Annotated in this window: 26 protein-coding genes; 7 read left to right on the top strand and 19 right to left on the bottom strand. The window is 64.0% G+C overall.

The features are described from left to right. Window position 1: 1 nt before the first annotated feature. From JQ631_RS15345 to JQ631_RS15355, 3 genes are all read right to left on the bottom strand, one after another. On the bottom strand, window positions 2-871 hold the full coding sequence (locus JQ631_RS15345) for a metal ABC transporter permease (protein ID WP_212327353.1): 870 nt from the start codon (window positions 869-871) through the stop codon (window positions 2-4). Between the two features lie 6 nt (window positions 872-877). Beyond that, complete coding sequence (locus JQ631_RS15350) at window positions 878-1,633, bottom strand: metal ABC transporter ATP-binding protein (RefSeq protein ID WP_212327354.1); 756 nt, start codon at window positions 1,631-1,633, stop codon at window positions 878-880. Window positions 1,634-2,056: 423 nt separating this feature from the next. Continuing rightward, window positions 2,057-2,653, bottom strand: a complete 597-nt coding sequence (locus tag JQ631_RS15355) for a superoxide dismutase (RefSeq protein WP_028139981.1) — start codon at window positions 2,651-2,653, stop codon at window positions 2,057-2,059. 192 nt (window positions 2,654-2,845) lie between these two features. Here JQ631_RS15355 and JQ631_RS15360 point away from each other — a divergent pair, with 192 nt between their 5' ends. Then, window positions 2,846-3,352 carry a hypothetical protein gene (locus JQ631_RS15360; RefSeq protein ID WP_212327357.1) on the top strand — a complete coding sequence of 169 codons (507 nt, stop codon included), beginning with the start codon at window positions 2,846-2,848 and terminating at the stop codon, window positions 3,350-3,352. A 7-nt stretch (window positions 3,353-3,359) separates the two neighbouring features. Here JQ631_RS15360 and JQ631_RS15365 read toward each other — a convergent pair whose 3' ends face one another. Then, window positions 3,360-4,808, bottom strand: a complete 1,449-nt coding sequence (locus JQ631_RS15365) for a caspase family protein (RefSeq protein WP_212327358.1) — start codon at window positions 4,806-4,808, stop codon at window positions 3,360-3,362. A gap of 119 nt (window positions 4,809-4,927) precedes the next feature. Between JQ631_RS15365 and JQ631_RS15370 the strand changes: the two genes are divergently transcribed. Together JQ631_RS15370 and JQ631_RS15375 are read left to right on the top strand one after the other, a co-directional pair. Continuing rightward, window positions 4,928-5,455 (top strand): GNAT family N-acetyltransferase, encoded by a 528-nt coding sequence (locus JQ631_RS15370; RefSeq protein ID WP_212327359.1) that lies wholly within the window; start codon window positions 4,928-4,930, stop codon window positions 5,453-5,455. A gap of 101 nt (window positions 5,456-5,556) precedes the next feature. Beyond that, window positions 5,557-5,997 (top strand): DUF2147 domain-containing protein, encoded by a 441-nt coding sequence (locus JQ631_RS15375; RefSeq protein WP_212327360.1) that lies wholly within the window; start codon window positions 5,557-5,559, stop codon window positions 5,995-5,997. Here the strand turns inward: JQ631_RS15375 and JQ631_RS15380 are convergent. The 6 genes from JQ631_RS15380 to JQ631_RS15405 all read right to left on the bottom strand — a co-directional run bounded on the left by JQ631_RS15380 (window position 5,994) and on the right by JQ631_RS15405 (window position 11,951). Next, a complete protein-coding gene (locus JQ631_RS15380; RefSeq protein WP_212327361.1) occupies window positions 5,994-7,145 on the bottom strand; it encodes a DUF3095 domain-containing protein in 1,152 nt (383 codons plus the stop codon). The genes JQ631_RS15375 and JQ631_RS15380 overlap by 4 nt on opposite strands. Window positions 7,146-7,316: 171 nt before the next feature. Next, window positions 7,317-7,442, bottom strand: a complete 126-nt coding sequence (locus tag JQ631_RS32635; RefSeq protein ID WP_433995507.1) for a hypothetical protein — start codon at window positions 7,440-7,442, stop codon at window positions 7,317-7,319. Window positions 7,443-7,655: 213 nt separating this feature from the next. Next, window positions 7,656-8,378 (bottom strand): SDR family NAD(P)-dependent oxidoreductase, encoded by a 723-nt coding sequence (locus JQ631_RS15390; RefSeq protein ID WP_212327363.1) that lies wholly within the window; start codon window positions 8,376-8,378, stop codon window positions 7,656-7,658. Next, window positions 8,371-9,753, bottom strand: a complete 1,383-nt coding sequence (locus JQ631_RS15395; RefSeq protein WP_212327364.1) for a class I adenylate-forming enzyme family protein — start codon at window positions 9,751-9,753, stop codon at window positions 8,371-8,373. The genes JQ631_RS15390 and JQ631_RS15395 overlap by 8 nt, the downstream gene beginning before the upstream one ends. Next, the gene (locus JQ631_RS15400; protein ID WP_015688794.1) at window positions 9,740-9,985 is read right to left on the bottom strand and encodes an acyl carrier protein; all 246 of its coding nucleotides are present in this window, start codon (window positions 9,983-9,985) and stop codon (window positions 9,740-9,742) included. The genes JQ631_RS15395 and JQ631_RS15400 overlap by 14 nt, the downstream gene beginning before the upstream one ends. 151 nt (window positions 9,986-10,136) lie before the next feature. Further along, window positions 10,137-11,951 carry a long-chain-acyl-CoA synthetase gene (locus JQ631_RS15405; protein WP_212327366.1) on the bottom strand — a complete coding sequence of 605 codons (1,815 nt, stop codon included), beginning with the start codon at window positions 11,949-11,951 and terminating at the stop codon, window positions 10,137-10,139. A gap of 291 nt (window positions 11,952-12,242) precedes the next feature. Here JQ631_RS15405 and JQ631_RS15410 point away from each other — a divergent pair, with 291 nt between their 5' ends. Then, window positions 12,243-12,983, top strand: coding sequence for an SGNH/GDSL hydrolase family protein (locus JQ631_RS15410; protein WP_212327367.1), 741 nt, complete (start codon window positions 12,243-12,245; stop codon window positions 12,981-12,983). A gap of 42 nt (window positions 12,984-13,025) precedes the next feature. On the opposite strand, the gene JQ631_RS15415 is transcribed toward JQ631_RS15410, so the two are convergent. Continuing rightward, entirely contained in the window at window positions 13,026-13,304 is a 279-nt protein-coding gene (locus tag JQ631_RS15415; RefSeq protein ID WP_212327368.1) for a DUF3551 domain-containing protein, read from the bottom strand. 427 nt (window positions 13,305-13,731) lie between these two features. Between JQ631_RS15415 and JQ631_RS15420 the strand changes: the two genes are divergently transcribed. After that, a complete protein-coding gene (locus tag JQ631_RS15420; RefSeq protein ID WP_212327369.1) occupies window positions 13,732-16,866 on the top strand; it encodes an efflux RND transporter permease subunit in 3,135 nt (1,044 codons plus the stop codon). Between the two features lie 114 nt (window positions 16,867-16,980). On the opposite strand, the gene htpG is transcribed toward JQ631_RS15420, so the two are convergent. The 4 genes from htpG to JQ631_RS15440 all read right to left on the bottom strand — a co-directional run bounded on the left by htpG (window position 16,981) and on the right by JQ631_RS15440 (window position 21,237). Further along, window positions 16,981-18,855 (bottom strand): molecular chaperone HtpG, encoded by a 1,875-nt coding sequence (htpG, locus tag JQ631_RS15425; protein ID WP_212327370.1) that lies wholly within the window; start codon window positions 18,853-18,855, stop codon window positions 16,981-16,983. 123 nt (window positions 18,856-18,978) lie between these two features. Beyond that, window positions 18,979-19,425, bottom strand: coding sequence for a hypothetical protein (locus JQ631_RS15430; protein WP_212327371.1), 447 nt, complete (start codon window positions 19,423-19,425; stop codon window positions 18,979-18,981). 251 nt (window positions 19,426-19,676) lie between these two features. Next, window positions 19,677-20,276 (bottom strand): nuclear transport factor 2 family protein, encoded by a 600-nt coding sequence (locus JQ631_RS15435; RefSeq protein ID WP_212327372.1) that lies wholly within the window; start codon window positions 20,274-20,276, stop codon window positions 19,677-19,679. Window positions 20,277-20,430: 154 nt separating this feature from the next. Continuing rightward, window positions 20,431-21,237, bottom strand: a complete 807-nt coding sequence (locus JQ631_RS15440; RefSeq protein ID WP_187434896.1) for a response regulator — start codon at window positions 21,235-21,237, stop codon at window positions 20,431-20,433. A gap of 208 nt (window positions 21,238-21,445) precedes the next feature. Here JQ631_RS15440 and JQ631_RS15445 point away from each other — a divergent pair, with 208 nt between their 5' ends. Beyond that, window positions 21,446-21,676 carry a NepR family anti-sigma factor gene (locus JQ631_RS15445; protein WP_212327373.1) on the top strand — a complete coding sequence of 77 codons (231 nt, stop codon included), beginning with the start codon at window positions 21,446-21,448 and terminating at the stop codon, window positions 21,674-21,676. Next, on the top strand, window positions 21,676-22,224 hold the full coding sequence (locus JQ631_RS15450) for a sigma-70 family RNA polymerase sigma factor (protein WP_084292346.1): 549 nt from the start codon (window positions 21,676-21,678) through the stop codon (window positions 22,222-22,224). The genes JQ631_RS15445 and JQ631_RS15450 overlap by 1 nt, the downstream gene beginning before the upstream one ends. Before the next feature lie 86 nt (window positions 22,225-22,310). Here the strand turns inward: JQ631_RS15450 and JQ631_RS15455 are convergent, their stop codons facing one another. The 4 genes from JQ631_RS15455 to JQ631_RS15470 all read right to left on the bottom strand — a co-directional run bounded on the left by JQ631_RS15455 (window position 22,311) and on the right by JQ631_RS15470 (window position 26,819). Then, on the bottom strand, window positions 22,311-23,009 hold the full coding sequence (locus JQ631_RS15455; RefSeq protein WP_212327375.1) for a nitroreductase: 699 nt from the start codon (window positions 23,007-23,009) through the stop codon (window positions 22,311-22,313). 168 nt (window positions 23,010-23,177) lie between these two features. Then, window positions 23,178-24,422, bottom strand: coding sequence for an acyl-CoA dehydrogenase (locus tag JQ631_RS15460; RefSeq protein ID WP_212327377.1), 1,245 nt, complete (start codon window positions 24,420-24,422; stop codon window positions 23,178-23,180). Window positions 24,423-24,431: 9 nt separating this feature from the next. Beyond that, window positions 24,432-25,676, bottom strand: a complete 1,245-nt coding sequence (locus JQ631_RS15465) for an acyl-CoA dehydrogenase (RefSeq protein ID WP_212327379.1) — start codon at window positions 25,674-25,676, stop codon at window positions 24,432-24,434. A 15-nt stretch (window positions 25,677-25,691) separates the two neighbouring features. After that, window positions 25,692-26,819 (bottom strand): acyl-CoA dehydrogenase family protein, encoded by a 1,128-nt coding sequence (locus tag JQ631_RS15470; RefSeq protein ID WP_212327381.1) that lies wholly within the window; start codon window positions 26,817-26,819, stop codon window positions 25,692-25,694. Between the last annotated feature and the right edge of the window lie 9 nt (window positions 26,820-26,828).

Consider the following 26,828-nt stretch of genomic DNA (forward strand, 5'->3'; position numbering starts at 1 on the left):
GTCACGCCTCCAGATGCCGGCCGGGAAACATCTGCCTGACGACGCCACCGACGCGGCCGAACAGGACCGAGACAATGTAGAACACGGTCGCCACCAGAATGACCGCAGGCCCCGAGGGCACGCGGGTCTGAAACGACAGCACGAGCCCGGCATAACCGGAGAGCGCGGCAGCGACCACCGCGATGCAGATCATGACCGTGAGATCGCGCGACCAGAACCGCGCGATGCCCGCCGGCAGGATCATCAGGCCCACCGCGAGCAGCGTGCCGAGCGCCTGAAAGCCGTTGACGAGATTGATGACGACGAGTGCCAGGAAGGCGAGATGCGCCGGGCCCCCGGCACGGCTGACGGTGCGCAGGAAGAGTGGATCGACGCTCTCGATCACGAGGGGGCGATAGATCACGGCGAGCACCAGCAGTGTCACCGTGGCGTTGAAGGCAACGACCAGCAGCGTCTGGTCGTCCATGGCGAGGATGTTGCCGAACAGCACGTGCAGCAGGTCGATATTGGTGCCTTTGATCGAAACGATGGTGACGCCCAGCGCCAGCGAGGCCAGATAGAAGGTCGCGAGCGAGGCGTCCTCCTTCAGCCCGGTCGAGCGCGCGACCACGCCGGCAAGGATTGCAACCGCAAAGCCGGCGATCAGGCCACCGGCCGTCATAGCAAAAAGATTGAGGCCGGAGAGCAGGAAGCCGACGGCCGCGCCCGGCAGGATTGCATGTGCCATGGCATCGCCGACAAGGCTCATCCGCCGCAGCATCAGGAACACGCCGATCGGCGCGCCGGCGAGCGACAGCGCGATCACAGCGGCGAGCGCCCGCCGCATGAACTCGAATTCGGTGAACGGGCCGATCAGCGCGTCATAGATCATCAGGTATCACGCCGCCCGCGAGGGGACATCGTCGGCCGCGCAGGCGGCGGCGCCGTCGTCGAAGGCCTCGCACATCCGCATCGCGACCACCAGGTTCTCGGGCGTCAGCGCCTCGGCCGTCGGTCCCCACGCCACCGGGCCACGCGCCAGCACCAGCGTCTCGCTGAAATGGGTGCGCACCATCTCCATGTCGTGCAGCGCGGCCAGCACGGTGCGACCCTCGCCGTGCCAGTGCTTCACCAGCGCGAGCAGATCCGTCGTGGTCTTGCTGTCGATGGCGTTGAAGGGCTCGTCGAGCACGATCAGGCGCGCATCCTGCAGCAGCACCCGCGCGAACAGCACGCGCTGCATCTGCCCACCCGAGAGCGTGCCGATTGGGCGGTTCTCGAAACCGTTGAGGCCGACAGCGGCGATCGCGCGGAGGATTTTTTCGCGCGCGGGCCGGCCGATGCCGCCGAACAAGCCAATCCCGCGCCACAAACCGGTGCCGACGAAATCGAACACCGAGATCGGGAAGGTGCGGTCGATGTCCGCGCTCTGCGGCAGATAGGCAATGTCGCGGCTATCAAGCCCGCCGAGATGGATGCTGCCGTCGAGCGGCCGCAGGATGCCGACGATGCCGCGCAGCAGCGTCGACTTGCCGGCACCGTTGGGGCCGATCACCGCGACCAGGGCGCCTGATGCAATCTCGCCGTTGAGGTGGTGCACGGCCGGATGGCGGTCATAACCGAGCGTGACGTTGTGAAAGTGAAGTGCTGCCATGGTCACCTCATCGCCAGCCAGACGACGCCCCAGAGAAGGGCACAGACGGCGACGGCGGCCGAGAGGCGGCCTGCCATGGTCATACGCAGGATCGACCAGGGCGCAGCCTGGGCCGGGTGCGGCGAGGCCGCATCGTGGACATGCGCGTGGCTATGGTCGTGCCCGTGCGAATGCCCGTGGTCGTGGGAATGGCCGTGAGAGTGGCCATGAGCAGGGTCGTGATGGTGGGCGTGGGACGCGGCGGGAACCATGCCAGGACGTTATATTATAACATTACGCCTGTCCACGGCGGCGCAGGGCTTGCCGATCATCATCGCAATGGCGGAGTGGCCACAATTCCCCACAGCAAAGAGGCGGCCGCGCGAGCGACCGCCTCTGTTGTTGTGTCATTTCGGGCCAGTGCGGCCGGACGACGAGACTAAATTAGGCCTTCTCGAACAGGGACTCGACGTATTCCCAGTTCACGAGGTTCTCGACGAACGCCTTGAGATAGTCAGGACGGCGGTTGCGATAGTCGATGTAGTAGGAGTGCTCCCAGACGTCGCAGCCGAGGATCGGGGTGGCGCCATGCACCAGCGGATTCTCGCCGTTCGGGGTCTTGGAGATCTCGAGCTTGCCGTTCTTGACCTGGAGCCAGCACCAGCCGGAGCCGAACTGGCCGACGCCAGCCGCCTGGAAGTCGGTCTTGAACTTCTCGAAGCCGCCGAGGTCCTCGTTGATCTTCTTCTCGATCTTGCCCGGCAGCTTGGTGCCGCCGCCGTTGGGCTTCATCCAGCTCCAGAAGTGGATGTGGTTGTAGTGCTGGCCGGCGTTGTTGAACACCGCGGGGTTCTTGCCGAACGAGCCCTTGACGATCTCCTCAAGGGATTTGCCTTCCCATTCGGTGCCCTTGAGCGCGTTGTTGCCGTTGGTGACGTAGGCCTGATGATGCTTGTCGTGGTGGAATTCCAGCGTCTCCTTCGACATGAACTGGCCGAGGGCATCATAGGCGTAAGGGAGAGGGGGCAGCGTAAAGGTCATGGGATGTTGTCCGCGACTGATGGGGAACTGGCTTAACGAGAACTCTTATAGAAGGTTCCTGCGCCGTTAAATACCGCCAATTTGCGAAAAGGCGCGATGCGACCGCATGGCCCATTTGCGTCCGGCCCGCGGATGGAATTAACTTCTCAGACCATTATTGCGAATGAAATGTTTGACTTAAGGGGGGTTGAAATGTCCAAATTCAAGTCCGCCTGTATCTTCACCACGCTCGCCAGTCTCGTCCTGTTGATGTCGGCCAAGAGCGAAGCCGCCAACGTCACGGCGCGCGCCAAATTCTCATTTGACGCGCTGGCCGATTGCCAGGAGCCTTCCGTGAAGGATTTTCCTGTTCATGCCGAGGGCACTGGCATGCTGTCGACGGATCGCACCGCGACGCTCGACATGCAGTCCAATATCGAGGGCCATACGCAATACACAGCAAAGCTCGGCGCCAAGCCGACGGAAGCCACAGGCGGGTCGGCCGCGCTGCGCGTGGCGGGCAAGCACACGCTGAAAGCCGTGCGCGAATATCCAAACAATTACATCATCGTCTACATGACGGTGATTGGGAATGCATGCTCGCTGCGAATCGAGAACCGGCTAAAGCCGGGCAAGCGGCAATACGCCTTCGAGGGCAAGATAGGGACTGCCCTGTGCTCGAAACCGCGGATCGTGCGTAGCGAGTGTACGCCGTATTGAACGGCTCCTACTCGCAGAAGGAGTTGCCGCCATAGACGAAGCAATGCCGGCCGCCACCTCCCGTGGAACGCCGCGGGGTTGTCGTCGCCTTGCGTTCGGGCCGCTTCTCGCAGCTGTTCTTGGCACCGAGCACATAGCCTTCGTCGCAGACGATCCTGACGCAAGCTTCGCCGCTGGCGCGGAAACCGCGGTCGCACTCGAGCGGGCAAACGCGCCCGGCCTTGGCGCGGACGCTGTCCAGCGCATCGAGGCTTGCAAGCTTGACGTCGAATTTGGTGCCGGCATTGTCGTTGAACGCGGTGAGCGCCCGCCGCGCGGACGCATCCCATTCGCCGCCAACATCGCCCGTCTTGCAACCGACCCGCTTCAATTCGGCCTGAAGCAGACGGGGAAGGTCGGGCGGCGGCGATGGCTCCGGCCTGGTTTCGGCCGGCGCGCGCGAGGCCACGGTCACTTCGACAGACTTGGCCGGCTCTGTCGCCGGGGGCGTCGGCTTCGCCTCGACCTCCGGCGCCGAGGCCGTCAGCCTGCCCTGTTCCAGCTTGTTGCGCTGGGCCTTGGCAAGATCGGCATAGAAGCCGCTCGGATGTGCCGCGATGAAGGACTGCCACGCCTCCCGCGTGCCGACACGTTCGGCAAGCTCGTAGTCCGCGCGGATATCGGCGTTGGCGGCCGGGGCCGGCGCCACCGTCGGTACCAGCACGACGTCGTTGCCACCGAGCGAGCCATAGACGAACGGCTCCTGCTTGTTGCCGGTCGCATTCATCACGTCATCACGAACCAGCCTGAACGCCTTGCCGAGCTCGAGGCCCGGCGTCCCCAGATGCTTCAGCAGGGCGGTCGTGAAGGGGCTGTTCCTGGTGTCGCCATCCTGGGCGGTCGATCCGCCCTTCGCCGCGAACGCAATGAGGGTGTTCGGCCGTGACGGCTCGACGCCCGCAAGACCCCTGCCGAGCGAACGCGAGGCCACCGTTCGCTTCATGCTCTTGACGAAGGGATTGTCCCGGCAGGCATCGAGGATGACGAGACGCAACTGCTTGGCCGGCTCGATGGCTTGCAGGATCCGGTCGAGCGAGATCGCCTCGTCATAGGCATCCGTGTCACGCTCCAGAACGGCATCGACCGGAATAAGATAGTTGGTCCCGTCGACCTCCATGCCGTGGCCGGCATAATAGATGACGGCTACATCGGCATCGCGCGTCTTCTCGGTGAAGTCGCGCAGCGCGCGCCGCATATCCGTGTTCTTCAGGTCACGGCGGCTCTCCACGACGTCGAAGGCGGCCTTCCTGAACAAGTCTGCAATGGCGCCGGCGTCATTGGCCGGATTGGCAAGCGCCACGACATTCTGGTAGTTGGAATTGCCGACCACGAACGCCACGCGCTTGTCGGCCATCGCGGGGCCGCTGGCGCAGCAAACCAGCAAGACTGTCAGCAGAGGAGTGACCAGCCGGCGCATCGAAACTCCCGCGTGTCAACGGGGGAAGCATACCATTCACCTGTATCCCGGCAACTGAGCGACGTCTGTGATAGAGATCACCGATCTCCCTACCGCCCCGCAACAAATCCGCGACCGCCATGAGCATCGAAATCGACATTCTGAACGGCGACGCCTCGTGGCGGATCGCGGAGCCGCTGCATCAGGCCGTCTGGGGACCGCAGATGATCGCGGACAAGCCCTGGGGGCATCTCAAATGGGCAAATGCCGATCTGCGCGTGCTGATCGAGACGCCCGAGGACGGCCTCGTCTGCCATGTCGGCATCTACTTCCGCACCATCACCTGGAACGGGCAGAAGGTGCATGTCGGCGGCATCGGCGGCGTTTGCACGCGCGAAGATCGGCGCGGCCGCGGTTATGCGACGGTGGCAATCGACGCGGCCGTGCATACCATGCGCGCCAACGAGGCCGTTCGCTTCGCGTTGCTCTTCTGCGAGCCACACAATTTCTCGTTCTACGAGACCCGCAGCTGGCTGCCCTTCAAAGGCGAGGTCTATTGCGAGCAACCGGAGGGGCGGATCCACTTCACCCACCTGGCGCCCTACGTCTTCCACATCGTCCGGGCGCCGACGCTCGGCACGATCGACCTGTGCGGCCTTCCCTGGTGAAGGCGTTGCTGGGGCAAATGAGCGCAGGAATGTGATTCCATCAGGCGTTGCACGATTCTGATTTGCTGCTATGGAGACGCCCTCCATTCCGAGGCCCTTCCATGTCCCGCAGATTCGCCGTTCTCGTCGTCTTCTTCGCTGCGCTGTCCGGCGCGACGGCCGCGCACGCGCAAAGCGCCGACGCGAGCGGGACCTGGCTCACTCAGGCCGGCGATGCGCGTGTGAAAATCAGCAAATGTGGCGGCGGCATCTGCGGCCATATCGTCTGGCTGCGCGAGCCCATGGACACCGCGACCGGCCAGCCCGCGACCGACAGCAAGAATCCCAATCCCGCGCTCGCCAGGCGTCCGATGATCGGCTTGCCGCTATTCTCCGGCATGCAGCCCGCAGGCCCGAACAAATGGTCGGGCCAGATCTACAATGCCGATGACGGCAGCACCTATGCAAGCAGCGTCACCGCAACGGGCGCAGAGACCTTACGGGTCGAGGGTTGCGTCGGCGCGCTCTGCGGCGGCGAGACCTGGACACGGGCGGGCCGCTAGGGCGCGGCCGCCGCCATCGCCTTCAGCGCCGTTGCCGCCGAGGCGTAGCCGCCGCGTGCGCCGTCGATGAAGTGCACGTGATCGCTGCGCAGCGCCGAGGGCGTGAAGCAGGTCATCATCGCGGCATCCTGCGGATAAAGGCCGTAGCGTACGACGCCGTCGCGCGCAGCGGCGACGAGACGATCGCTCAGCGCTCGCTCGAGTTCCGGCGTGCAGTCGAGGATCATGCGCAGGCCGTCGTCATATTTGCGGAAGTCGGAATTCTCGACCACCTGGCGCTTGTAGACCTTTGGCAGGAAGCCGCCGGCCTTGATGTCGAAGCGCATCAGGACATAGGCGAAGAACGTGTAAGCGAGCAGGCCGACGCGGCGCCTAAACAACGAGCCGCCACGGATCGCCCGCGCCTCATAGTCTAGCCCTTGCGGCGGCCATTTCAACGGCGGTCCCTGCGGCGGCACCGGACGCCCCGCGTCCGGACTGCGCTCAACAAGATGGATGATGTCCTCGATCACCTTGCGGAACGCGAGCGGATCGGTGCCGGCGGCCGGCATCACCAGCACCGACAGGATCAGCCCGCGCGAAGCCGGCATCACCTCGAAGCGACAGGACAAACCCGAGAGATCGGGCTGAGCCCCTGACGGCGCTTCCGCAACGGCGAACTCGCCGCGCTTCATCGCGGCGTCAGCGAAGGCGAGCCCGCCGCCGGAGAACATCGCATAGGACAGATTGGCCGACGGACCGAAGCGCGCGACGCGCACATCGAGACGTTGCGCCCTTATGGCACTCATCGGCACCAGCGCAACGCGCATCTTCAGATCGAGGTCTTCCCGCACCCAGGTCGCGGTCGCGGCCAACGCGTCGCGCGCAGCATCGAGGTCGCCGGGTGCGACCGCAAAACTCGCGCCGTCGCCGCCGAACACGAAAGGGAATTCGCGTCCCTCCAGCGCATTCGTCACCGCTGCGATCACGGCGGCTCCGGCCATGTTGACGGCCTTGTAGCGCTGCGCTGCGATCGCCTTGGTGGAATCGACGATGTCGGCGACGCCGACGCTCCAGTCTTCCGGCAGCGGCGAATAGAGCTTTGGCTCCATCAGCCGGGTGAAGCCGCGGAAGACAGGGATGCTGCCGTAGAAGGATTCGGCTGTCATCGCAGGAAGCCGGTCAAGTTTGCACGAGAACAGATACGGGGCGGGATCGATCGGGGTTCACCTTCCGGCTTTCCCGACCAACGGCGCATCATTGGCTGAAATGGACGACAACAACAAGATGCCGGAGCGGCCTCGCCCGGCGCCGTTCGTCAGCGATAGCGGGATGCGACGCTAATGCAGCTTCTCGTCCTGGCGCTTGCGCAATGCGGGTGACGGCGTGACATGACAGCCGATCAGGCGCACGAATTGCTGCGGATACATTTCGTGGCCGTGGCTGCCGGAATTTTGATGCGACATCGGCGGGCAGCGCGCATCGTCCAGCCTCGCAGGCGATGGCTCCGCAGGTGTCCGGCCCTGACTTGCAACGGTCGCATGAGGAGTGGCCATAGACTGCTCCCTGTCGTTTAGGGCAGTTCAATTGACATAATCAATCAATGACGAGGCATCTTACGACCAAATCCGGTTCGATGCTATGCGCCGGATCGACCCATTGCGACGGCCGAGGTCCCGTTACGCCGTATTCCCGGCGTCGATCGTGAAAACCGTGCCGGTGACGTTGCGACCGCCCTCGCCGAGCAGGTATTCCACCATGCGCGCGACGTCATCGGTCTCCGGCAAGCGGCGCAGCGCGCTGCGGCCGGCGATGCGCCTGCGGGCGTCGTCAGAGAGATTGTGCGTCAGCTCGGTGTCGATGAAGCCGGGCGCAATCGCGTTCACGGTGATGCCGAGCTTGCCGACTTCACGCGCCAGCGAGCGGGTGAAGCCGGTGGCGGCAGCCTTGGTCGCGCCATAGACCGAGAGGCCGTTATAACCGGTCGTCGCAATGATCGAGGAGATGTTGATGATGCGGCCGGCACCATCCGCCATCATCTGGCGCGCGACATATTTGGTGAGGATGATCGGAGACAGCACATTAAGCTGCACCAGCGCCTCGATCTCCGAATTGTGCATGGTCGCGAGCAGGCCCTCGGTACCGAGGCCGGCATTGTTGATGAGGCCATAGGTCGGGCCAAACTCATCGCGGACGAGTTTTGCGAAAGCGGGGATCGCATCGATCACCGCGAGGTCGCAGGCGCGGAAATGCAGACGACCTTCCGACTCCGCGATCGCAGCCTTGAGCTCGTCGCTCTCGCGTCGCGCGGCCGCAATCACGTTGTAGCCGGCGCCGACCAGGCGCCTGCCGATCGCGAGACCGATGCCGCGGCTGCCGCCGGTGACGAGGACATTATGCATCGGTACGCGCCAGTTTGCCGGCCGGGGTGACGTCGAGCGCCTCGACGAAGCGGATCACCGCCGGCACCTTGTGCGAGGCGAGCTGCGCGCGGCACTGATCCAGGATCTGATCGCGGATCTCCTTCGCGCGCGCCTGGTCGGTGCCATCTGCAAGGATCACATCGGCGACGACGATGCCGCCGGTGATCGGGCTCTTCCGCGACTTCGCCCGCGACATCCGCACATCAGGGTGGCGGTTGATCGCCGCCTCGATCTCCTCGGGATGAACCTTCAAGCCGCCGATATTGATGATGCCGCCGCGACGGCCGACGAAATAATAGCGGTCGCCGCGCAATTCGACGATGTCGCCGCTGTCGACAAACCCGTCGCCATCGGTGAGCGCCGCCGCATTGCGGCCGACATAGGCGTGCGCGGTCCGAGTCGAGCGGATGCGCAGCGAGCCGTCGACGACCTTCATCTCGACGCCGTTGCGGTTGCCGAGATAGTTGGCCGGAAAACCTTCGAGCCCGTCATTGACGGCGAAGCCGACGCCGGCTTCGGTCGAGGCATAGGCATGGCCGACGGAGGAATTGGGGAATGCAGCCTTGAGGCCGTCGAGCACCGCCTGGTCGGCGATCTCGCCGGAGAGACGAACGTATCCAGGCGCGAATCGGGCAGCCGAACCGCTCATCAGGAGCTTGCGCCAGTGCGAGGGCGTGCCGGAGATATGCGAGACGCCGCGCGCGTTCAACCGCGCGACATGATCGGGAAGCGCTTCGTGCGGGTCCGACAGCACCATCGAGCCGCCGGAGAGGATGGCGCGGAGGAATATCTGCAGGCCGCCATAGCGGCGAATGTCGTAGAACGTGGCCCAGACCGGCGCGGGTCCCTTTGCAGGACCTTCGGCGACGATGGCGCCGGTGAGCGCTTCCAGCGTGTGACCGACGATTTTCGGCACGCCCGACGTGCCCGAAGTGAGCATCAGCCATTCCGTGGCGCGCTCGGTCTTGGCGGGCGCCGTGGCTTGAAGCGGCAATTGTGCGGTAATGACCAGCGACACACCGGTCTCGGCCCAGCGATGGGGCTCGTCGGTGACGACGGCATCGATCCCGGCATCGGCGATCAATGCATCGAGATGCGCCGGATTGAGATCGGGCGGACACAGCAGCATGCGGCAGGCGATGCCGTCGAGCTCGATCATGGCAAGGCCGGACCGGAGCTGGTCCGACAGCTTTAACAAGACGGCACGGCCGGAGAGCTCGCGCAGGCGGCCGCCGAGCACGGTCTGCGACAGGATGTCGGTCATCGACACGACATCCTGCGGATCCGAGATCGTTCTGCCTTTCAGCTCCGCGCCGAGATGGTCACGGAGCGCGAAGATCTCACGCGGGGACATTTTCGTAGGCTCGCACGAAATCGCCCACGGTGGCGGGGAACGCTGCGTCCTCGGAAATGGTGAACGGATCGACGCCGGTCTCGTCCTCGAGACGCGCGACCAGGATCGCGAAGGCGAGCGAGTCAAAGCCCGTCTCGTGCAGGGACAGGTCGTCCGAGAGGGCGGGAAGCGTGACGTGCTGCTCTTTGGCGATCTGCTGGATCGCTTCGATGACTTTGGACCTTACCGACATGGCTTTCTCGCCTCTTGCTTAGTTAATCAATCGTGTTTCTTGCGGCGGCTCTCGAAGACCGCCTCCCATGCCCGTCTGTTTACCCGACAGAAGTAAATGGCCTCTTGGACAATTCAGATAAAATTGGACCTATCTGCCGATTTCACTGCGGCTACAGCCTGATCGTACCGTCCACGATTTGCGCAAACGCACCGGAATCAAGCGCGACATAGGCGCCGGATTTCGGCTCCAGCATGAACATCGGATCTACCACCGCGCCCGGATCGAAGCCTTCACGCGCGAGTTCCCCCTTCTTCTGCTTGAACGTCTCGGTCGCATCGAGCTCGCGCGAGATCCGGATAAAGACGGGGCGGGCATAGACCGGAAGGCGCTGCGCAAGGTGGCCTGGCAGCGCTTCGATATCAAAACCTTCGTTCACGACGATCGCGCTCATGCCGGCGCGGCCGTCAGTTCCGGGGATGCTGACGCCATAGGTGGTGGCGTCGACCACCCCGGTGAAGTCGCGCACGGCATCGTTGACCTCGGACGTCGCGACGTTCTCGCCCTTCCAGCGGAAGGTATCGCCGATGCGATCGACGAAGTGGAAGAAGCCCTTGTCATCGAGCCGCATCAGATCGCCGGTACGGAACCAGGCATCGCCCTTGGCGAAGACGTCGCGCAGGACCTTCTTCTCGGTCTCAACCGCATCGGTATAGCCCTCGAAGCGACCGCCGCCCTCGTCGGCCTTGCCGATCCGACCGATGGCCTCACCGGCCTCACCGCGGGTGCAGGCGATGCAAAAGCCACTGTCGTTACGCAGCGGCGCGCCGCTGTCGGGATCGAGCTTGATGAGGCCTGCGGGAAAGCGATGCGCGAGCAACGGCGGGATGCGGCCGATCGCACCGGGCTGCCCCTCGACGTTGAACAGCGAGAAATTGCCTTCCGTCGCCGCGTAGAATTCGAGAATGCGGGGAATGGCGAAGCGACCCTGGAAGTCTTCCCAGATGTCGCCGCGTAGGCCGTTGCCGCAGACTAGCCGCAAGCGATGGCGGTTTTCGTATTCCGACGGCGCCGCCTTGAGCAGATAGCGGCAGAGCTCGCCGATATATTGAAACAGCGTGCAGTCGTGCCGTACGATGTCGGGCCAGAAGTTCGACGCCGAAAACTTCTCCGCGATCACGACGGAGCCGCCGGCGGCCAGCATACTGCACGGCGCGACAATGCCGCCGACCGAGTGAAACAGCGGCAGGCTATCGTAGAGCCGATCCTGCGGCGTCGCGCCGGTGAGACCGGCGAACCAAAAACCCCAGTTGAGGATGCGGCGATGGCTGATGCTGGCGGCTTTCGGCAGGCCTGTCGTGCCTGACGTGTAAATCAGCAGCGCGCGGTCGTCGATGGTGACGTCGCCGCGTTCATCCGGCGACAGCGGGCCATCATCAAGTGCTGCAAGCGCAACGTCGATCGCGCGCTCGCTGCGCGCATCGCCGAGCGTCCATATCTTGGCGTCTGTCTTCAGATGCGGCGCAGCGCTCTCCAGTGCTTCCGCAAGCTCGTGGGCAACGATGATATGCGAGGGTCTTGCGACGTCGACGCAATGCGCGAGAGATTTCCCGATGAGCCTGGTATTGATCAGCGCCACCACGCCACCGACGCGGCTGATGCCGAGCCAGGCTGCGACATAATCGATGCCGTTCGGCATGATCAGAGCAACGGTGTCACCCTTGACGACGCCAACCGAGCGGGCCCAGCGCGCATAGCGGTTGATGCGCTTCGACAGGCCGTCATAGTCGAGCATGGCGTCGTCCATGAGCAGCGCGATGCGGTCGGGCTGGCGCCGCGCCCAGTCGTCGACGACGTCCGCGAACAGGCGGCCCGGCAGCATCTCGATCCGTGCGGTCAGCTCAATCGCCTTCAGCCAGATCTTTGAGGCCGAGGGCGCGCGCGCGGCTTTCGTTTGCTCGATGACGCCGGTGGTCATGCCGTTCATTCTTTCGGACGGTATCTGCTTGGTCCCGGCAGCTTATCCCGCGCGTCCTGCCCAGGCGTTAAGAGACAAGGTAAAACCCGGTTAGGTCTCGATTAACTGCAATCATCCTTTACCAAACCGGCGGGAACGTGCGGCCTCGCACCATTCTTGCCATAGCAATTCCAGTCATACCGGCGCGCTGTGCGCGTCGCTATCTGACCACGGCCAACCCACGAGACTGGCACTTTCTGCCGAACCGGCTATCCTTTGTTCTACCTTGCGTTGTCCTGGTTATGACAAGGGAGATGCGTTGTGGCTCTCGACCTCTCACGGATTCCGGTTCAGGCAACGCCTTTCGAGCAACCGCTGACCCATCTTGCCGACCGCCTGAGAGGCGGAGGACCCGTCAAGGTGGTCGCGATCGGCTCGTCGACCACCGCCGGCGAAGGCGGCATCGCACCGTATCCGCAACGCCTGCTGGCGGATCTTCGCAACCAATTCCGCGCGCCATTCCCGAACGCTGCGATCGATGTAATCAACAGGGGCGTCAGCGGCGAGGAAGCTCCGCTGGAGCTCAGGCGGTTCGACAACGACGTCTTTAGACTGGATCCCGATCTCGTGATCTGGCAGGTCGGCACCAATTCAGTCTGGCAACCCGCCGATCAGCATCCGCCCTCGTTCGAAGAAACCACGAAGGCCATCCGAGATGGCGTGGACCTGCTGCTCGGTACCAAGAAGATCGATGTGATCCTGATGGACCTGCAATACGTGCCGGCCGTGCTGACACCAGCCAAGGCCGGCGCGACTCACGCCATGGTCGAGGCGATCAGCGACATCGCCCATAAAAAGGGCGTCAATGTCTTTCGCCGCTTCGAGCTGATGAAGGGTTGGCATGACATCGCCCGGATTTCATTCGACCGGCTGGTCGACCCGGGCGATGACTCCAGACTTCACGCAAGCGACTGGACCACGGACCAGATGACCTGGCAATTGACAGGGGCGATCAACACGGCGGTGAACCAAGCCCCGCCATCCTCGGGCGCGCGCGGCTAATCGACTGGCGGCAGTCGAGCGATGAGCGCTGGCCGCTTCCCGTCAGTACGCCTGCTTGTAACGCTTGCGCGGCCGCTGCGGCTCATCGAATGCGTAGTACGGATTGACGTCGCAGCTGGCTGCGCGGCCTGACGCCGAGGCGCGGCATTGCGGCAGCGACGTAAAGGAGCAATCGAACCAGCTGCCACCCCCACCGCTGTGCCCACCGCCCGAGTAGACGTGCATGCACACCGGGTAGCGCGGATCGTAGGTCTGGGCGCTGGCATCTGCCGCGACGAACAGCGTGGCAATGGCTGTGAGGGCCAGGAGAGGCAGGCGCATCGGACATTTCCTCGAATCGGTAGCAACGACAGGCGTTATGCCATTTCGATATGGCACAGCCGCGCGGAAGAAGCGATCGTTGCTATTCATACCTCTCCCGCTTGTGAAACGCAGCAAAAAACGATCTGACACGACGCCGCAACGACCTGAAACCGCGAAGGCGCGCCGTATCCGGCCTGCACGAAACGCATATCTCGCGACACCAATTCTTCGACAAAGGTCGCACACCCCCGGCGCAGGAAACCATTCGCAGGCAAGGACGAACGGACTAGTCTTCCGATGACAACGCCGGCCCCGGAACGATGACGTCCCAGGGCAATCAACAAACATATGGGCTGAAGGAAACGCACATGCGCGCTCGGGCTCTCGAGCGCGGCTCCGCTCTGCGCGGGGACAAGATGCGCTGGCCGGTCCGTGGGCTCAGGGCATGCAAGAGAGCATTTCGTCTCCTTTTATCCGCTATCCGATCGGCACCTCGCTGCTGATGGCTGGCATCCTGTTCGTAGGCCTCGTGGCCTATCCCCTGCTGCCGGTTGCGCCGCTGCCGCAGGTCGACTTTCCGACGATCCAGGTCTCCGCGTCGCTGCCCGGCGGCAGCCCCGAAACCATGGCGTCCTCGGTGGCGCAGCCGCTGGAGCGCCAGCTTGCGCAAATCCCCGGCATTACACAGATGACCTCGACGAGCTCGCTCGGCTCTGCCTCGATCACCATCCAGTTCGCGCTCAATCGCCTGATCGACGCCGCCGCAAACGACGTGCAGGCTGCGATCAACGCCGCCGGCGGTCAATTGCCGAAGAACCTGCCCTCGCCGCCGACCTACAGGAAGGTCAACCCGGCGGATTCGCCGATCATGATCCTGTCGGCGACCTCCGAGACGCTGCCGCTGACCACCGTCAGTGACCGTACCGACGCCCAGCTTGCGCAGCAGATCAGCCAGATTCCCGGCGTCGCGCAGGTGTTCGTCGGCGGACAGCAGAAGCCCTCGGTGCGCATCCAGGTCGACCCGGCCAAGCTGGTCGCCAAGGGCCTGTCGCTGGAGGACGTGCGCAGCCAGATCGCGATCGCGACCACGGACAGCCCGAAGGGCAACATCGACGGCACGCGGCGTGCCTATACCGTCTACGCCAATGACCAGCTGCTCGAGGCTGCGCAGTGGCAGGATGTGATCATCGCCTATCGCAACGGCGCACCCTTGCGGATTCGCGATATCGGCGAGGCGGTGTCAGGACCGGAGGACATGAAGACCGCCGCCTGGGCCGACGGCAAGCGCGGCGTGTTCCTGGTCATCTTCAAGCAGCCCGGCGCCAACGTGATCGAGACGGTCGACCGCATCAAGCAGAGGCTGCCGCGGCTGATCGCGGCAATCCCGCCGGCCATCCGCATCAAGATCATCAGCGACCGCACCATCACCATCCGCGCCGCCGTCGACGACGTGCAGATCACCCTCATGATCACGATCGTGCTGGTGGTGATGGTGATCTTCGTCTTCCTGCGCAGCTTCTGGGCCACGATCATCCCGAGCATCACCGTGCCGCTGGCGCTGCTAGGGGCCTGCTCGCTGATGTGGGTGTTCGGCTACTCCCTCGACAATCTGTCGCTGATGGCGCTGACCATCGCGGTCGGCTTCGTGGTCGACGACGCCATCGTGATGCTGGAGAACATCACGCGCTATGTCGAGCGGGGCGAAAACCCTGTTGCCGCTGCCTACAAGGGCGCGGCCGAAATCGGCTTCACCATCGTCTCAATCAGCATTTCGCTCGTCGCCGTGCTGATCCCGCTGCTGCTGATGGGCGGCATCATCGGCCGGCTGTTCCGCGAATTTGCGGTGACGCTGTCGATGGCGATCTTCGTCTCGCTGGTGGTGTCGCTGAGCCTGACGCCGATGATGGCCTCGCGCTTCCTGCGTTCCGACCACGAGGCCCGCCACGGTCGTTTCTACCAATGGAGCGAGCGACTGTTCGAGCGACTGCTCGCCGCCTATGAACGCGGGCTCGACCTCGCGCTGCGGCACAGCCTCATCACGCTCTGCGTTTTCTTCGCCACCGTCGCACTATCGGCGCTGCTGTTCATCCTGATCCCAAAGGGCTTCTTCCCGCAGCAGGACAACGGGTTCCTCACCGCAGTGTCGGAGATGCCTCAGGACATCTCCTTCACTGAGATGAAGCGGCGACAGGAGGAACTCAATGCCATCGTCCAGGCAGATCCGGCCGTCGATTCCATCGCCATGTTCATCGGCGGAGGCGGCACGGCGCTGAACTCGGGGCGCATGTATGTCACGCTGAAGCCGATCGGGGAGCGCGATGCCAATGCGCAACAGATCATCGCACGGTTGCGACCGCAGCTCGCCAAGGTCGAGGGCGCACGGCTCTATATGCAGGCTTCGCAGGACGTGCGGCTGGGCGGTCGCGCCACCCGCACCCAGTTCGAGTTCACGCTCCAGGACGCCAATCTTGCCGAGCTGAATGCCTGGGCGCCGAAGATCCTGACGGAGATGAGAGGCCTGCCGGAGTTGCGCGACGTCGCCACCGACCAGCAGACCGAAGGCACCACGGTGCAGCTGACAATCAATCGCGACACGGCCGCGCGCTACGGCATCCAGCCACAGCTGATCGACGACACGCTCTACGACGCCTTCGGGCAGCGCCAGGTGGCGCAATATTTCACGCAGACCAACAGCTATCACGTGGTGCTCGAGATCACGCCGGCGCTGCAAGGCAAGCTCGACACGCTCAACAAGCTCTACATCAAGTCACCGCTGACCGGCGACGAGGTCCCGCTCTCGGTCATCTGTAGCTGGAACAACGAGCCGGTGCGGCCGCTTGCGATCGCGCATCAGAGCCAGTTTCCGGCGGTGACGATCAGCTTCAACCTGGCCGAGGGTATCGCGCTCGGACAGGCAACCGCGTCCGTGATGCAGGCGGTCAGCGAGATGGGCGCGCCGCCGACGCTGTCCATGAGCTTTCAGGGGACCGCACAGGCCTTCCAGCAATCGCTCGGCACCGTGCCGATGCTGATCCTCGCCGCACTCGTCGTGGTCTATCTGGTGCTCGGGGTGCTCTACGAAAGCTATATCCACCCACTGACCATCCTGTCCACGCTGCCGTCGGCCGGCGTCGGCGCAATCGCGATCCTGATGATCTTCGGCTTCGACTTCAGCCTGATCGCCCTCATCGGGGTCATCCTTCTTATCGGCATCGTCAAGAAGAACGGCATCATGATGGTGGATTTCGCCATCGCCGCCGAGCGCGAGCAGCATCTGACGCCGGAACAATCGATTCGCCAGGCCGCGCTGCTGCGCTTCCGGCCGATCATGATGACGACGATGGCGGCGCTGCTCGGCGGCGTTCCCCTGATGCTCGGCACCGGCACCGGCGCCGAGATCCGCCAACCGCTCGGCTACGCCATGGTCGGCGGCCTCGTGGTCAGCCAGGCGCTGACCTTGTTCACGACCCCCGTCGTCTACCTCTACCTCGACCGCCTCTCCAACACGCTGTCACGCTGGATGGAGAGGAAGCCGGAGGCGGAAGAAGAGCGCGAGGAGCGGAAGGATGCGGCGGAGTAGGTGGGACGACCACTATATCCGTCATTGCAAGCGCAGCGAAGCAATCCAGACTGTTGCCGCGGAAACATATCTGGATTGCTTCGTCGCTTCGCTCCTCGCAATGACAGCAGACCGTCAGCCCAGGCTCTGCAACACCAGCCGGTTCAGCCGCGCGGCAAACGCGGCCGGATCTTCCGGCAGCTCGCCATCCAGGATCTGCGCCTGTTCGAGCAGGAGCAGGCTGAGGTCGTCGACCGTGTCGGAGCCGGCCTGGGCCCTCGTGATCGCCGTAACCATGGGATGGCGCAGGTTGATCTCCAGGATCGGCTTGGTACGCATGCCGCGGTTTTGCTGCGCCAGGATGCGCTCGAGCTCGCGGCTCGGCCCCTGGCTGTCGGCGACGAGGCAGGACGCCGAACTCGTCAGGCGGGTCGAGGCCTTGACGTCGCTGACGCGTTCGCCGAGCGCGGACTTGATCACTGCGATGGTGGCGGCCTCGTCCGCCTGAGGCTCGTCCTTCTTCGCCTCGTCCTTCTCGTCGACGCGCGGGATCAGGTCGAGATTGAGGTCGCCCTGGCTCAGCGACTTCAGTGGCTTGCCCTCGAACTCCATCGGCATCGAGGTCCAGAACGCATCGACCGGGTCGGACAGCAGCAGCACTTCGATGCCGCGCGCGGACGCGGCTTCCAGCCGCGGACTGGACTTCAGCCGCTCGATGCTGTCGCCGACGAGATAATAGATCTCGGTCTGGTTCGGCTTGAAATCGGCGACGACGTCCTTGAGCGCGCGCTTCTCACCGGTCGTGGTGGTGAAGCGCGACAGCGCGAGCAGCTTTTCGCGCCGCTCGAAATCCTCGTAGATGCCCTCTTTCAGCACCGCGCCGAAGGCGTTCCAGATCTTGGCGAAATTTTCTGCGTCCTTCTCGGCGAGACTTTCGAGTTCGTTGACGACGCGGGTCGCCACGGCCTTGCGGATCTGCGCCAGCTGCGGGTTGTTCTGCAGCATCTCGCGCGAGATGTTGAGCGGAAGATCCTCGCTGTCGACGACGCCGCGAATGAAGCGGAGATAACCCGGAAGAAGGTCGGCATCATCAGTGATGAAAACGCGGCGGACATAGAGCTTGACGCGGCCCTTGCGGTTCGGCTCGAAGAGGTCGAACGGCGTCGTCGAGGGCGCGAACAGCAGCACAGCGTAGGAATAACGCCCCTCCGCGCGGTAGTGCAGCGTCATTGCGGGGTCGTCGAAGGCGGACGCGATCTGCTGATAGGCCTTCTTGTAGTCTTCCGCCGTCAGCTCGGATTTGGAGCGCTGCCACAGCGCGCTTGCCGAGTTGATCTGGCGCGGCTCGCCTTCTTCCGGCACCAGCTCGATCGGGAACAGGATATTGTCGGAATAGGCGCTGATGATGCGCTCGATCTCGTATGTTTCGAGATACTTCCTGGCGTCGTCCTTCAGGTGCAGGACGATCTCGGTGCCGCGCGTGACGCGGGCCGCTTCTTCGTCGCTGGCACGCGCGATCTCGAAGCCGGAGCCGCCTGATGACGTCCAGGTCCAGACGTCGCTTTCGCCGGCGCGGCGACTGATGACGACGATCTTGTCGGCAACCATGAACGCGGAATAGAAGCCGACGCCGAACTGGCCGATCAATCCGAGGCCGTCCTTGGCCTCCTTCAGCTTCGACACGAAGGCCTTGGTGCCGGAGCGGGCGATGGTGCCGAGATGGTCGATCAGCTCTTGCCGCTCCATGCCGATGCCGTTGTCGGCGATGGCAAGCGTTCCCCCGATCTTGTTCGGGATGATCCGAATCTTGAGCGCGTCGCCCTCGCCCAGCAGGGCGGGATTGGCGATCGCCTCATAGCGCAACTTGTCGCAGGCATCGGAGGCGTTGGAGACGAGTTCGCGCTGGAAAATATCAGTCTCCGAATAGACGGAATGCACCATCAGGTGCAGCAGTTCGGAAACCTCAGCCTGGAAAGGCTGCGTATGCGTGGCCGTATCGGACGTCGTCATGCGTTTACCCGGTCAATCGGAAATGGAGAAAGCCGGGATATAACGCGATGGGAGAGGGGATCAAGTGCACACGCAAAATCGCTCTCCACGAAGGAGAGCGGTTTTGCCAGAGGCCGACGCCGATCAGGTCACACAGCGGCCGGGCTGGAGCAGTTTTGCGACTTCGGTCAGCGAGCTGACCATCGGCTCGCAGGCAATCGTCGGCTTGCGGCCGGGCTTGAGCAGCGTCGGAGCCGGCTTGGCGTTACCGGTCTCGATGGCGGCCGGCACGCGGAGCAGCACCGACGTATCGGGCAGGTCGTTCAGCCGCATCGATACGGTGCGGGTGGGAACTGCTGATGGCTTCAGGCCGGCCTGGCGGTCGGACTTGGCGGCGCGATTGACGTTATGACTTGCGACGCCATGACCCGCGACACTGCGGCCAGAGGTTTGGCCCGGCTGACTGGCGACCGCTTCCCAGCGATCGGCGAGATCGTGGCCGGAAGCCAGCTGCACGGCGCCGACCTGAACGGCGCCAAGCGTCGCGGCGAGTGCGATGGCACCAAGAAATACCTTTTGAATCTGTGGCATGGCTGTCGGTCCCTCGCCCCATGGCGATCGCAGGAACAACGCAAGGGGCGGACCGGAGTTTCCGGCATGTTAAGATCACTTAACCGTGTGCGGAATTCACGCCAGGGCGCACAAAAAATTTTGCAACGACCTGGAACGACTCTGGCGCCTGCGAGTCGTCTCAACAGCCGGCTATTCCCCCCTGCCCCATAAGCCGGCGACGTAGGGCGCGACTGTGGTGATGCCAGTCGCGCCTTACTTTTTTCTGGCGTTCACTTCGCCTTGCCGGCGAGCCACTCTCGCCCCTCGCCATAGAGCTTTTCGACTTCAGGGCCGATCAGGCCCGGCATGTCGCGCTTGACCTTGTAGCCGATCAATTCCTGCATGTAGCCAAGGTGGCGGTAGCCTTCGGGTAGCGCGGCCAGCGCCTGCTGGTCGAGGCGAAGTGTCGCGGCGGGATCAACCGGGTCGATCCGATCCTTCTCGTAGATCGGCTGGCGGCGGACGATGCCCCACAGGCCTTTCCGCTTCTCCAGGAAATCGTAGAAGCGCCCGGTGCAGACGACGTCGCAGAGCACGTCATGCACCGGGGCCCGCTGCGAGATCGTCATCTTGGTTTGCGCGATCGCCCGCGCGCCTGCGAGATCGATGCTGATGCCGCCGAGGAAATGCAGGATGCGCACGCCCTTGGCAAAGCCCTCCTGGCTGACCCGCATGAAATCCCGCGCCGACCCCTGAAACCAGGTGGCGGACATCAAGCCTTCTTCATGCCAGACGGTCGCGAACCGCTCCCAGTCACCGGCATCGCGCCACACCGCCCAGTTCTCGACGAGGTCGCGGATGGCGAGGCGGTCGAGCAGCTGCTGGTCCATGGGCACGTCTCCAAATGGGGGCGATGCGCGAGGTATGGGCGGCGAACGCGACGCCCGTCAAGCGGGCGCGAAAAATCCGGCGTGCCTTGCGACACGCCGGATCGGATCGTCATAGCCAATGGCGGGCCGTTGCCCTTACGCAGCCGGCACCTTGCTAAGCCGCGGGCGCCTTGGGCGTGCGGTTGCGCGAGTTGCGCTGGAAGAACAGCGCCTGGCTCGCCACTGCCGAGACCATTGCGGGCTGAAACGGCTTTGAGATCAGGAAGGCCGGCTCGGGGCGTTCGCCGGTGAGGAAGCGCTCCGGATAGGCGGTAATGAACACCACCGGCACCTCGAAGGTGCGGAGCAACTCGTTGACGGCATCCAGGCCTGACGAGCCGTCGGCAAGCTGGATGTCGGCGAGGATGAGGCCCGGCCGCTTGTTCTTGGCCAGTGCCACCGCATCGGCATGGGTGCGTGCGACGCCGACAACATTATGGCCGAGATTTTTCACCAGGCTTTCGAGATCCATGGCGATGAAGGTCTCGTCCTCGATGATCAGCACGTCGGTGGCGATTTCGGCTGCCATCTCCCGGCCGGCAGCATCGGCGAGCCGCCGCGTCTCGGCGACATCGGTCGCGAGGATATAGGCGACTTCCTCTTCCGAAAATCCTTCGAGCGAGAGCAGCAGGAAGGCCTGCCGCGGCAGCGGCGTGATGTTGGAGAGCCGCCGTTCCGGCGGCATCGGCAGCGTTGCCACCTCGGCATCGTCATTGACCGAGACCGAATTCCAGATCTGGGTGAACAGCCGGAACAGGCCGGCGCGCGGCCCATGGCTCTCGTCGAGCACCGACGGATCCCCCAGCATGGCTTCCAACATGGCTGCGACATAGGCGTCACCGGAGGCCTGGCTGCCCGTCAGGGCGCGCGCATACCGGCGCAACAACGGCAAGTGTTCAGCAACGAGCTGTGAACGGGACATCCCCACTCCATTCATCTTCGGGCCAACCTTGCAACGCGGGGGGCCCGGGTTCCCCTGCTGGGCTGTTTACGCCTCAGGCCAAGAAAAGTTCCGCGAAGGGGGGAACTTTTTGTCGTACCTCGAATTGAACTCGTCCAGGGAACGGCTCCCGGTTGAGAAAACTTCTCGATTTTGCAGTCACTTAACTCGGGGAAACGTGGAACAGGTCATGAAAGATCTCAAGTCTCAAGCCAGCAAAAGCACGACCCCCGGCAAGGGAGGCCTAACTCCGGAGATCCAATCCCGGATCGGGCACCAACTGCGCGCCATGTACGACGACGTCGTGCGGCAGGGGGTCCCGGACCGGTTCGCGGAGCTCATCAAAAAACTTGATGCGCCGGGAGGATCCCAACACGAGAATGGGGCTGGGGGCTCCAACGACAACAATGGGAGGGATTAATGCCTCTCACGAACTCCCTGCGTGACGACATCCTCGCGGCCGTGCCAAGCCTTCGCGCGTTCGCGATCTCGCTCAGCGGCAATGCGGACCGCGCCGACGATTTGGTGCAAGAGACGCTGTTGCGCGCGCTCGCAAATATCGACTCGTTCCAGCCCGGCTCCAACCTGCCGGCATGGCTGTTCACGATCCTGCGCAACCTGTTCCGCTCCGACTATCGCAAGCGGCGGCGCGAGGTCGAGGACGCCGAGGGTAACTATGCCAAGACGCTGAAGACGCAGCCCTCGCAGAACGCCCATCTCGAGTTCGAGGAATTTCGCGGCGCCCTGGAGAAACTTCCGCAGGACCAGCGCGAAGCGTTGATCCTGGTCGGCGCCTCCGGCTTCTCCTATGAGGATGCGGCCTCGATCTGCGGCTGTGCGGTCGGCACCATCAAGAGCCGCGTCAATCGCGCGCGCTCGAAGCTCGCCGCACTGCTATATGTCGACGGCGCCGAGGACTTCGGGCCCGACGAGACCGTGCGCGCCGTGATCGGCGGCAGCGGCGGATAGCGTCAATCGATTGAAGGCGACAGCTGTGAAGGCGGCCGTCCGTGCGGTCGCCTTTGCGTGCGTACAGGCAGGCTATTTCCGCTGGATCATTTCTCGACGAACGTGACCGTGTCAGCGACGGACGCCCGCGAGGTGCGGTAGCTGTTGACCTTGTGCGCGACGTCGGCATAACCGAACGAGATGCCGCAGACGACGCGGCGGTCCTCGGCCAGATTGAAGTGGCGCCGGATCAGGCCGGAATGCCGCGCCAGCGCGGCCTGCGGAATCGTGCCGAGCCCGAGCGCCTGGGCGGCGAGCATGAAATTCGAGACATAAGCACCGCAGTCGATCGCGCCGTAAATGCCGAGCGGTTCATTGGTGTGAATGATCGCCACATGCGGCGCGCCGAAGAAATTGTAGTTCTCCAGCGCCTGCTTGGCGTAGGCCGTCTTGTCGCCCCTGATAATGCCGAGCGTGTTGTAGAGCTGAAAGCCGCTCTCGCGGCGGCGATCGAGGTAGACGCCGACATATTCACGGGGCGGCGTGAAATCATAGTCGTCGCCGAGACCGCCCGACGCCTCCTTGTAGATCAGCTGACGAAAGCGCTCCTTGGCCTCGCCGCTGGCGATGATGACCTGCCAGGGCTGGCTGTTGCACCAGGACGCCGTGCGCTGCGCGGTAGTCAGCACATGCTCTATAGTGGCGCGATCGACTTCTTTCGGCAGGAAGGCGCGGACCGAATAGCGCTCGTTGAGGAGCTCTTCGAGTACGCCGATGCGGTCGTTCTGGTTTACTTTTGCGTCCATGGATCAGCTCGCTTTCGTGCCCCGGGCGCGCCGCAGCACCATAAGTGCGTTTACGCACGTCTTCGACGCGCTATGGTGAGCGCCGCAAAGCCGGGGCATTGTGGCCTCTGGGCCCCGACTTTGCGGAGCGGCACTAGGCGCCGCACCGCGTCCGGGACACAGGATCTCTTATCTACCCTTGGTCGGGATCTTGTTGTACGGCACGTCCTTGTCGACCCGGATGTCGCCCGGCAGACCCAGCACGCGCTCGGCGATGATGTTGCGCAGGATCTCGTCGGTGCCGCCGGCGATGCGCATCGAGGGTGAGGACAGCAGCATCTGCTGGAACTGACCGTGCACCGTTTCCTCGTCGCTGCCTGTGAGAACACCGGCCGCGCCCTGGAGGTCCATCGCATAGGTCGCGATGTCCTGCAGCATCATACCCGAGACCAGCTTGCCGATCGAATTCTCAGGCCCCGGCCGCTCGCCCTTCGACAGCGCCGAGATAGCACGGTAGCTGGTGTATTTCAGCCCGCTCGATTTCACCGCCCAGCTCGCGAGTTTCGATCGCACGGCAGGATCGTCGATCGCGAGCCCGTCCTCCAGCATCAGGTTCGAGCAGAACTCGAACAGTTCAGGCACGCCGGTCGCAAGCCGCGCACCGATCGACATGCGCTCGTTCATCAACGTGGTCAGCGACACGCTCCAACCTTCGCCGACGGCCCCGAGCCGCTGGCTGTCCGGGATCACGACGTCGGTGAAATAGACCTCGTTGAACTCCTGCATGCCATTGGCCTGCCTGATCGGCCGCACCTCGACGCCCGGGCTCTTCATGTCCAGGAAGAACATGGTGAGGCCCTTGTGTTTTGGTACGTTCGGGTCGGTGCGCGCAATCAACAGGCCGTAGTCGGAGTAGTGCGCGCCCGAGGTCCAGATCTTCTGGCCGTTGACGACCCAATTGTCGCCCTTCTTCTCCGCGCGCGTGCGCAGGCCGGCGACGTCCGAACCCGCAGATGGCTCGGAGAACAGCTGGCACCAGATCTCCTCGCCCGCAGCCAGCTTCGGCAGATAGCGGCGCTTCGCGTCTTCGCTGCCCCAGGCCATCACGGTCGGGCCGCACATGCCCTCGCCGATCTGGAATGGCTGCGTCAGCTTGCCATAGACGCCCTCTTCCTGCTGCCAGATCACGCGCTCGATCGGCGTGGCGCCGCGGCCGCCATATTCCTTCGGCCAATGCAGGCAGGCCCAGCCGCCTTCGGCCTTCTTCTTCTGCCAGGCCTTGCCGACCTCGACCATGTCATGTTTGGCAAGCCGGATGCGGCCGAGCGAAGACTTTGACAGCTCCTGCTCGAACTCCTTGGGCGCGTTGGCGGCGACCCATTTGCGCGCGGTCTCGCGAAACGCGGCTTCCTGCGGGGTGTCGTCGAAATTCATGGCGAACCTCTACCCTCTTCCCTTGGTCGGAATCTTGTTGAACGGCACGTCCTTGTCGACACGGATATCGCCGGGCAGACCCAGCACCCGCTCGGCGATGATGTTGCGCATGATCTCGTCAGTGCCGCCCTCGACACGGGTGCCGGGCGCGCGCAGCAGCATCGCCTGGAAACGCCCGGCGAGCTCGGCCTCCTCGCCGCTGACCACGCCGCTCGCCCCTTGCAAGTCCAGCGCGTAGGTCGCAACGTCCTGGATCATCGAGCCCGCCACCAGCTTGCCGATGGAATTCTCCGGTCCTGGCCGCTCGCCCTTCGACAGTGCCGAGATCGCGCGCATGCTGGTGTATTTCAGCCCGCTCGCCTTCGCCGCCCAGTTCGCCAGCTTCGAGCGCACCGCGCGATCCTCGATCGCCGGACCGTCGTCGAGCATCAGGCTGGCGCAATACTCGAACAGCTCCGGAAAACCGGTTGAGACGGCCGCACCGATCGCACTGCGCTCGTTCATCAGCGTGGTGAGCGACACGTTCCAGCCGTCACCGACCTCGCCGAGACGCTGATGATCGGGAATGCGGACATTGGTGAAATAGACTTCGTTGAAGTCGGAGGCGCCGCTCGCCTGCTTGATCGGCCGCACCTCGACGCCCGGGCTCTTCATGTCCAGGAAGAACATGGTGAGGCCCTTGTGCTTGGGCACGGTCGGATCGGTGCGGGTGAGCAAAATGCCGTAGTCCGAATAATGCGCGCCCGAGGTCCAGATCTTCTGGCCGTTGATGACCCAGTCGTCGCCGTCCTTCTCGGCGCGCGTGCGCAGGCCGGCGACGTCGGAGCCGCCGGCCGGTTCGGAGAACAGCTGGCACCACACCTTTTCGCCGGATGCGAGCGGCGGAAGATAAGCACGCTTATGCTCCTCGCGTGCGAACGCCATCATGGTCGGGCCGCACATGCCGTGTCCGATGATGAACATGCGGGAGAGCTGGCCGAACGGCCCCTCTTCCTGCTGCCAGATCACGCGCTCGATCGGCGACGATCCGCGGCCGCCATATTCCTTCGGCCAGTGCAGGCAGGCCCAGCCGGCATCGGCCTTCTTCTTCTGCCAGGCTTTTGCCACGTCGAGAATGTTGGCGTTCTTGAGCGCGGTGCGGCCCAGCGAGGATTTGCGCAGCTCATCCTCATATTGCTTGGGCGCGTTGGCGCCGATCCAGGCGCGCGCTGTGGCGCGGAATTCGGCTTCCTGCGGGGTATCGTCGAAGTTCATATTCGTGCCCTTCGCTTACGCTGCGTTCTTCTTGCGCATGCGGTCGATCAGCTGGTCTTCCCAATAGGACAGGCTGCCGAGCCCGAGCGCCATCGCGTTGGCGCGGCGGTAGTACATGTGGCAGTCGAACTCCCAGGTGAAACCCATGCCGCCGTGGACCTGGATGTTGTTCTTGGCGCAATGCTGAAACGCCTGCGTTGCGCTGATGCGCGCGGCGGCGGCGGCTTCCGGCAATTCGCCGGCATTGGTCGAGAGCGCCCAGGCGCCGTAATAGCTGTTGGAGCGCGCCAGCGTCGCCGACACATACATGTCGGCCAGCATGTGCTTGATCGCCTGGAACGAGCCGATCTGACGGCCGAAGGCGATACGGTCGAGCGCGTAGTCGCGGCCCATCTCCAGCGCGCGGTCCGAACCCCCAACCTGCTCGAAGGCGCACAGCACCGCGGCGCGGTCGAGCACCTGGGTCAAAATGCTCCAGCCCTCGCCGGCCGCACCGAGCGGCTCGGCTTTCACATCCTTGAATGTGATCTCGGCCTGCCCGCGCGTCGGATCGAGATTGGTGAGGCTCTTCACCTCGATGCCACCCGCCTTGAGGTCGACCAGGAACAGCGAGACGTCGCTGTCGCGTCCACTCGATCCCGTGCGCGCGGCGACCACCGCGAAGTCCGCGATGGCGCCATCGGCCACCGGCTTCTTGACGCCGTTGAGCACGCCATTCGCGGCCGTCAGCTTGACATTCTTCGGCGCCGGATTGCCCTTGCCCTCGAACAGCGCCAGCGTGCCGATCGCCTCGCCCGAGGCGATCGCGGGCAGCCACTTCTTCTTCTGTGCGTCGCCGCCGGCGATCAGCAGCGCTTCGGCGGCGAGATAGACGGTCGAAGAGAACGGCACCGGCGCATTGGCCCGACCCATCTCCTCCGCGATCACGCAAAGCTCGAGATGACCAGCGCCCGCGCCGCCGAATTCCTCGGGGATTGCGACGCCGAGAAAGCCCATCTCGGCGAGGCCCTTCCAGAGATCCTTGTCATAGGGCGCCTTGCCGTCGAGTACGACGCGCACCGCCTTGGGCGAGCACTTCTCAGCAAGAAACTTGCGCGCCTGATCGCGGAGCTGCTTCTGGTCGTCAGAGAAATCGAAGTTCATGGCGCGTAT

This window comes from Bradyrhizobium manausense (assembly GCF_018131105.1).
In the GTDB taxonomy this organism is placed as follows: domain Bacteria; phylum Pseudomonadota; class Alphaproteobacteria; order Rhizobiales; family Xanthobacteraceae; genus Bradyrhizobium; species Bradyrhizobium manausense_B.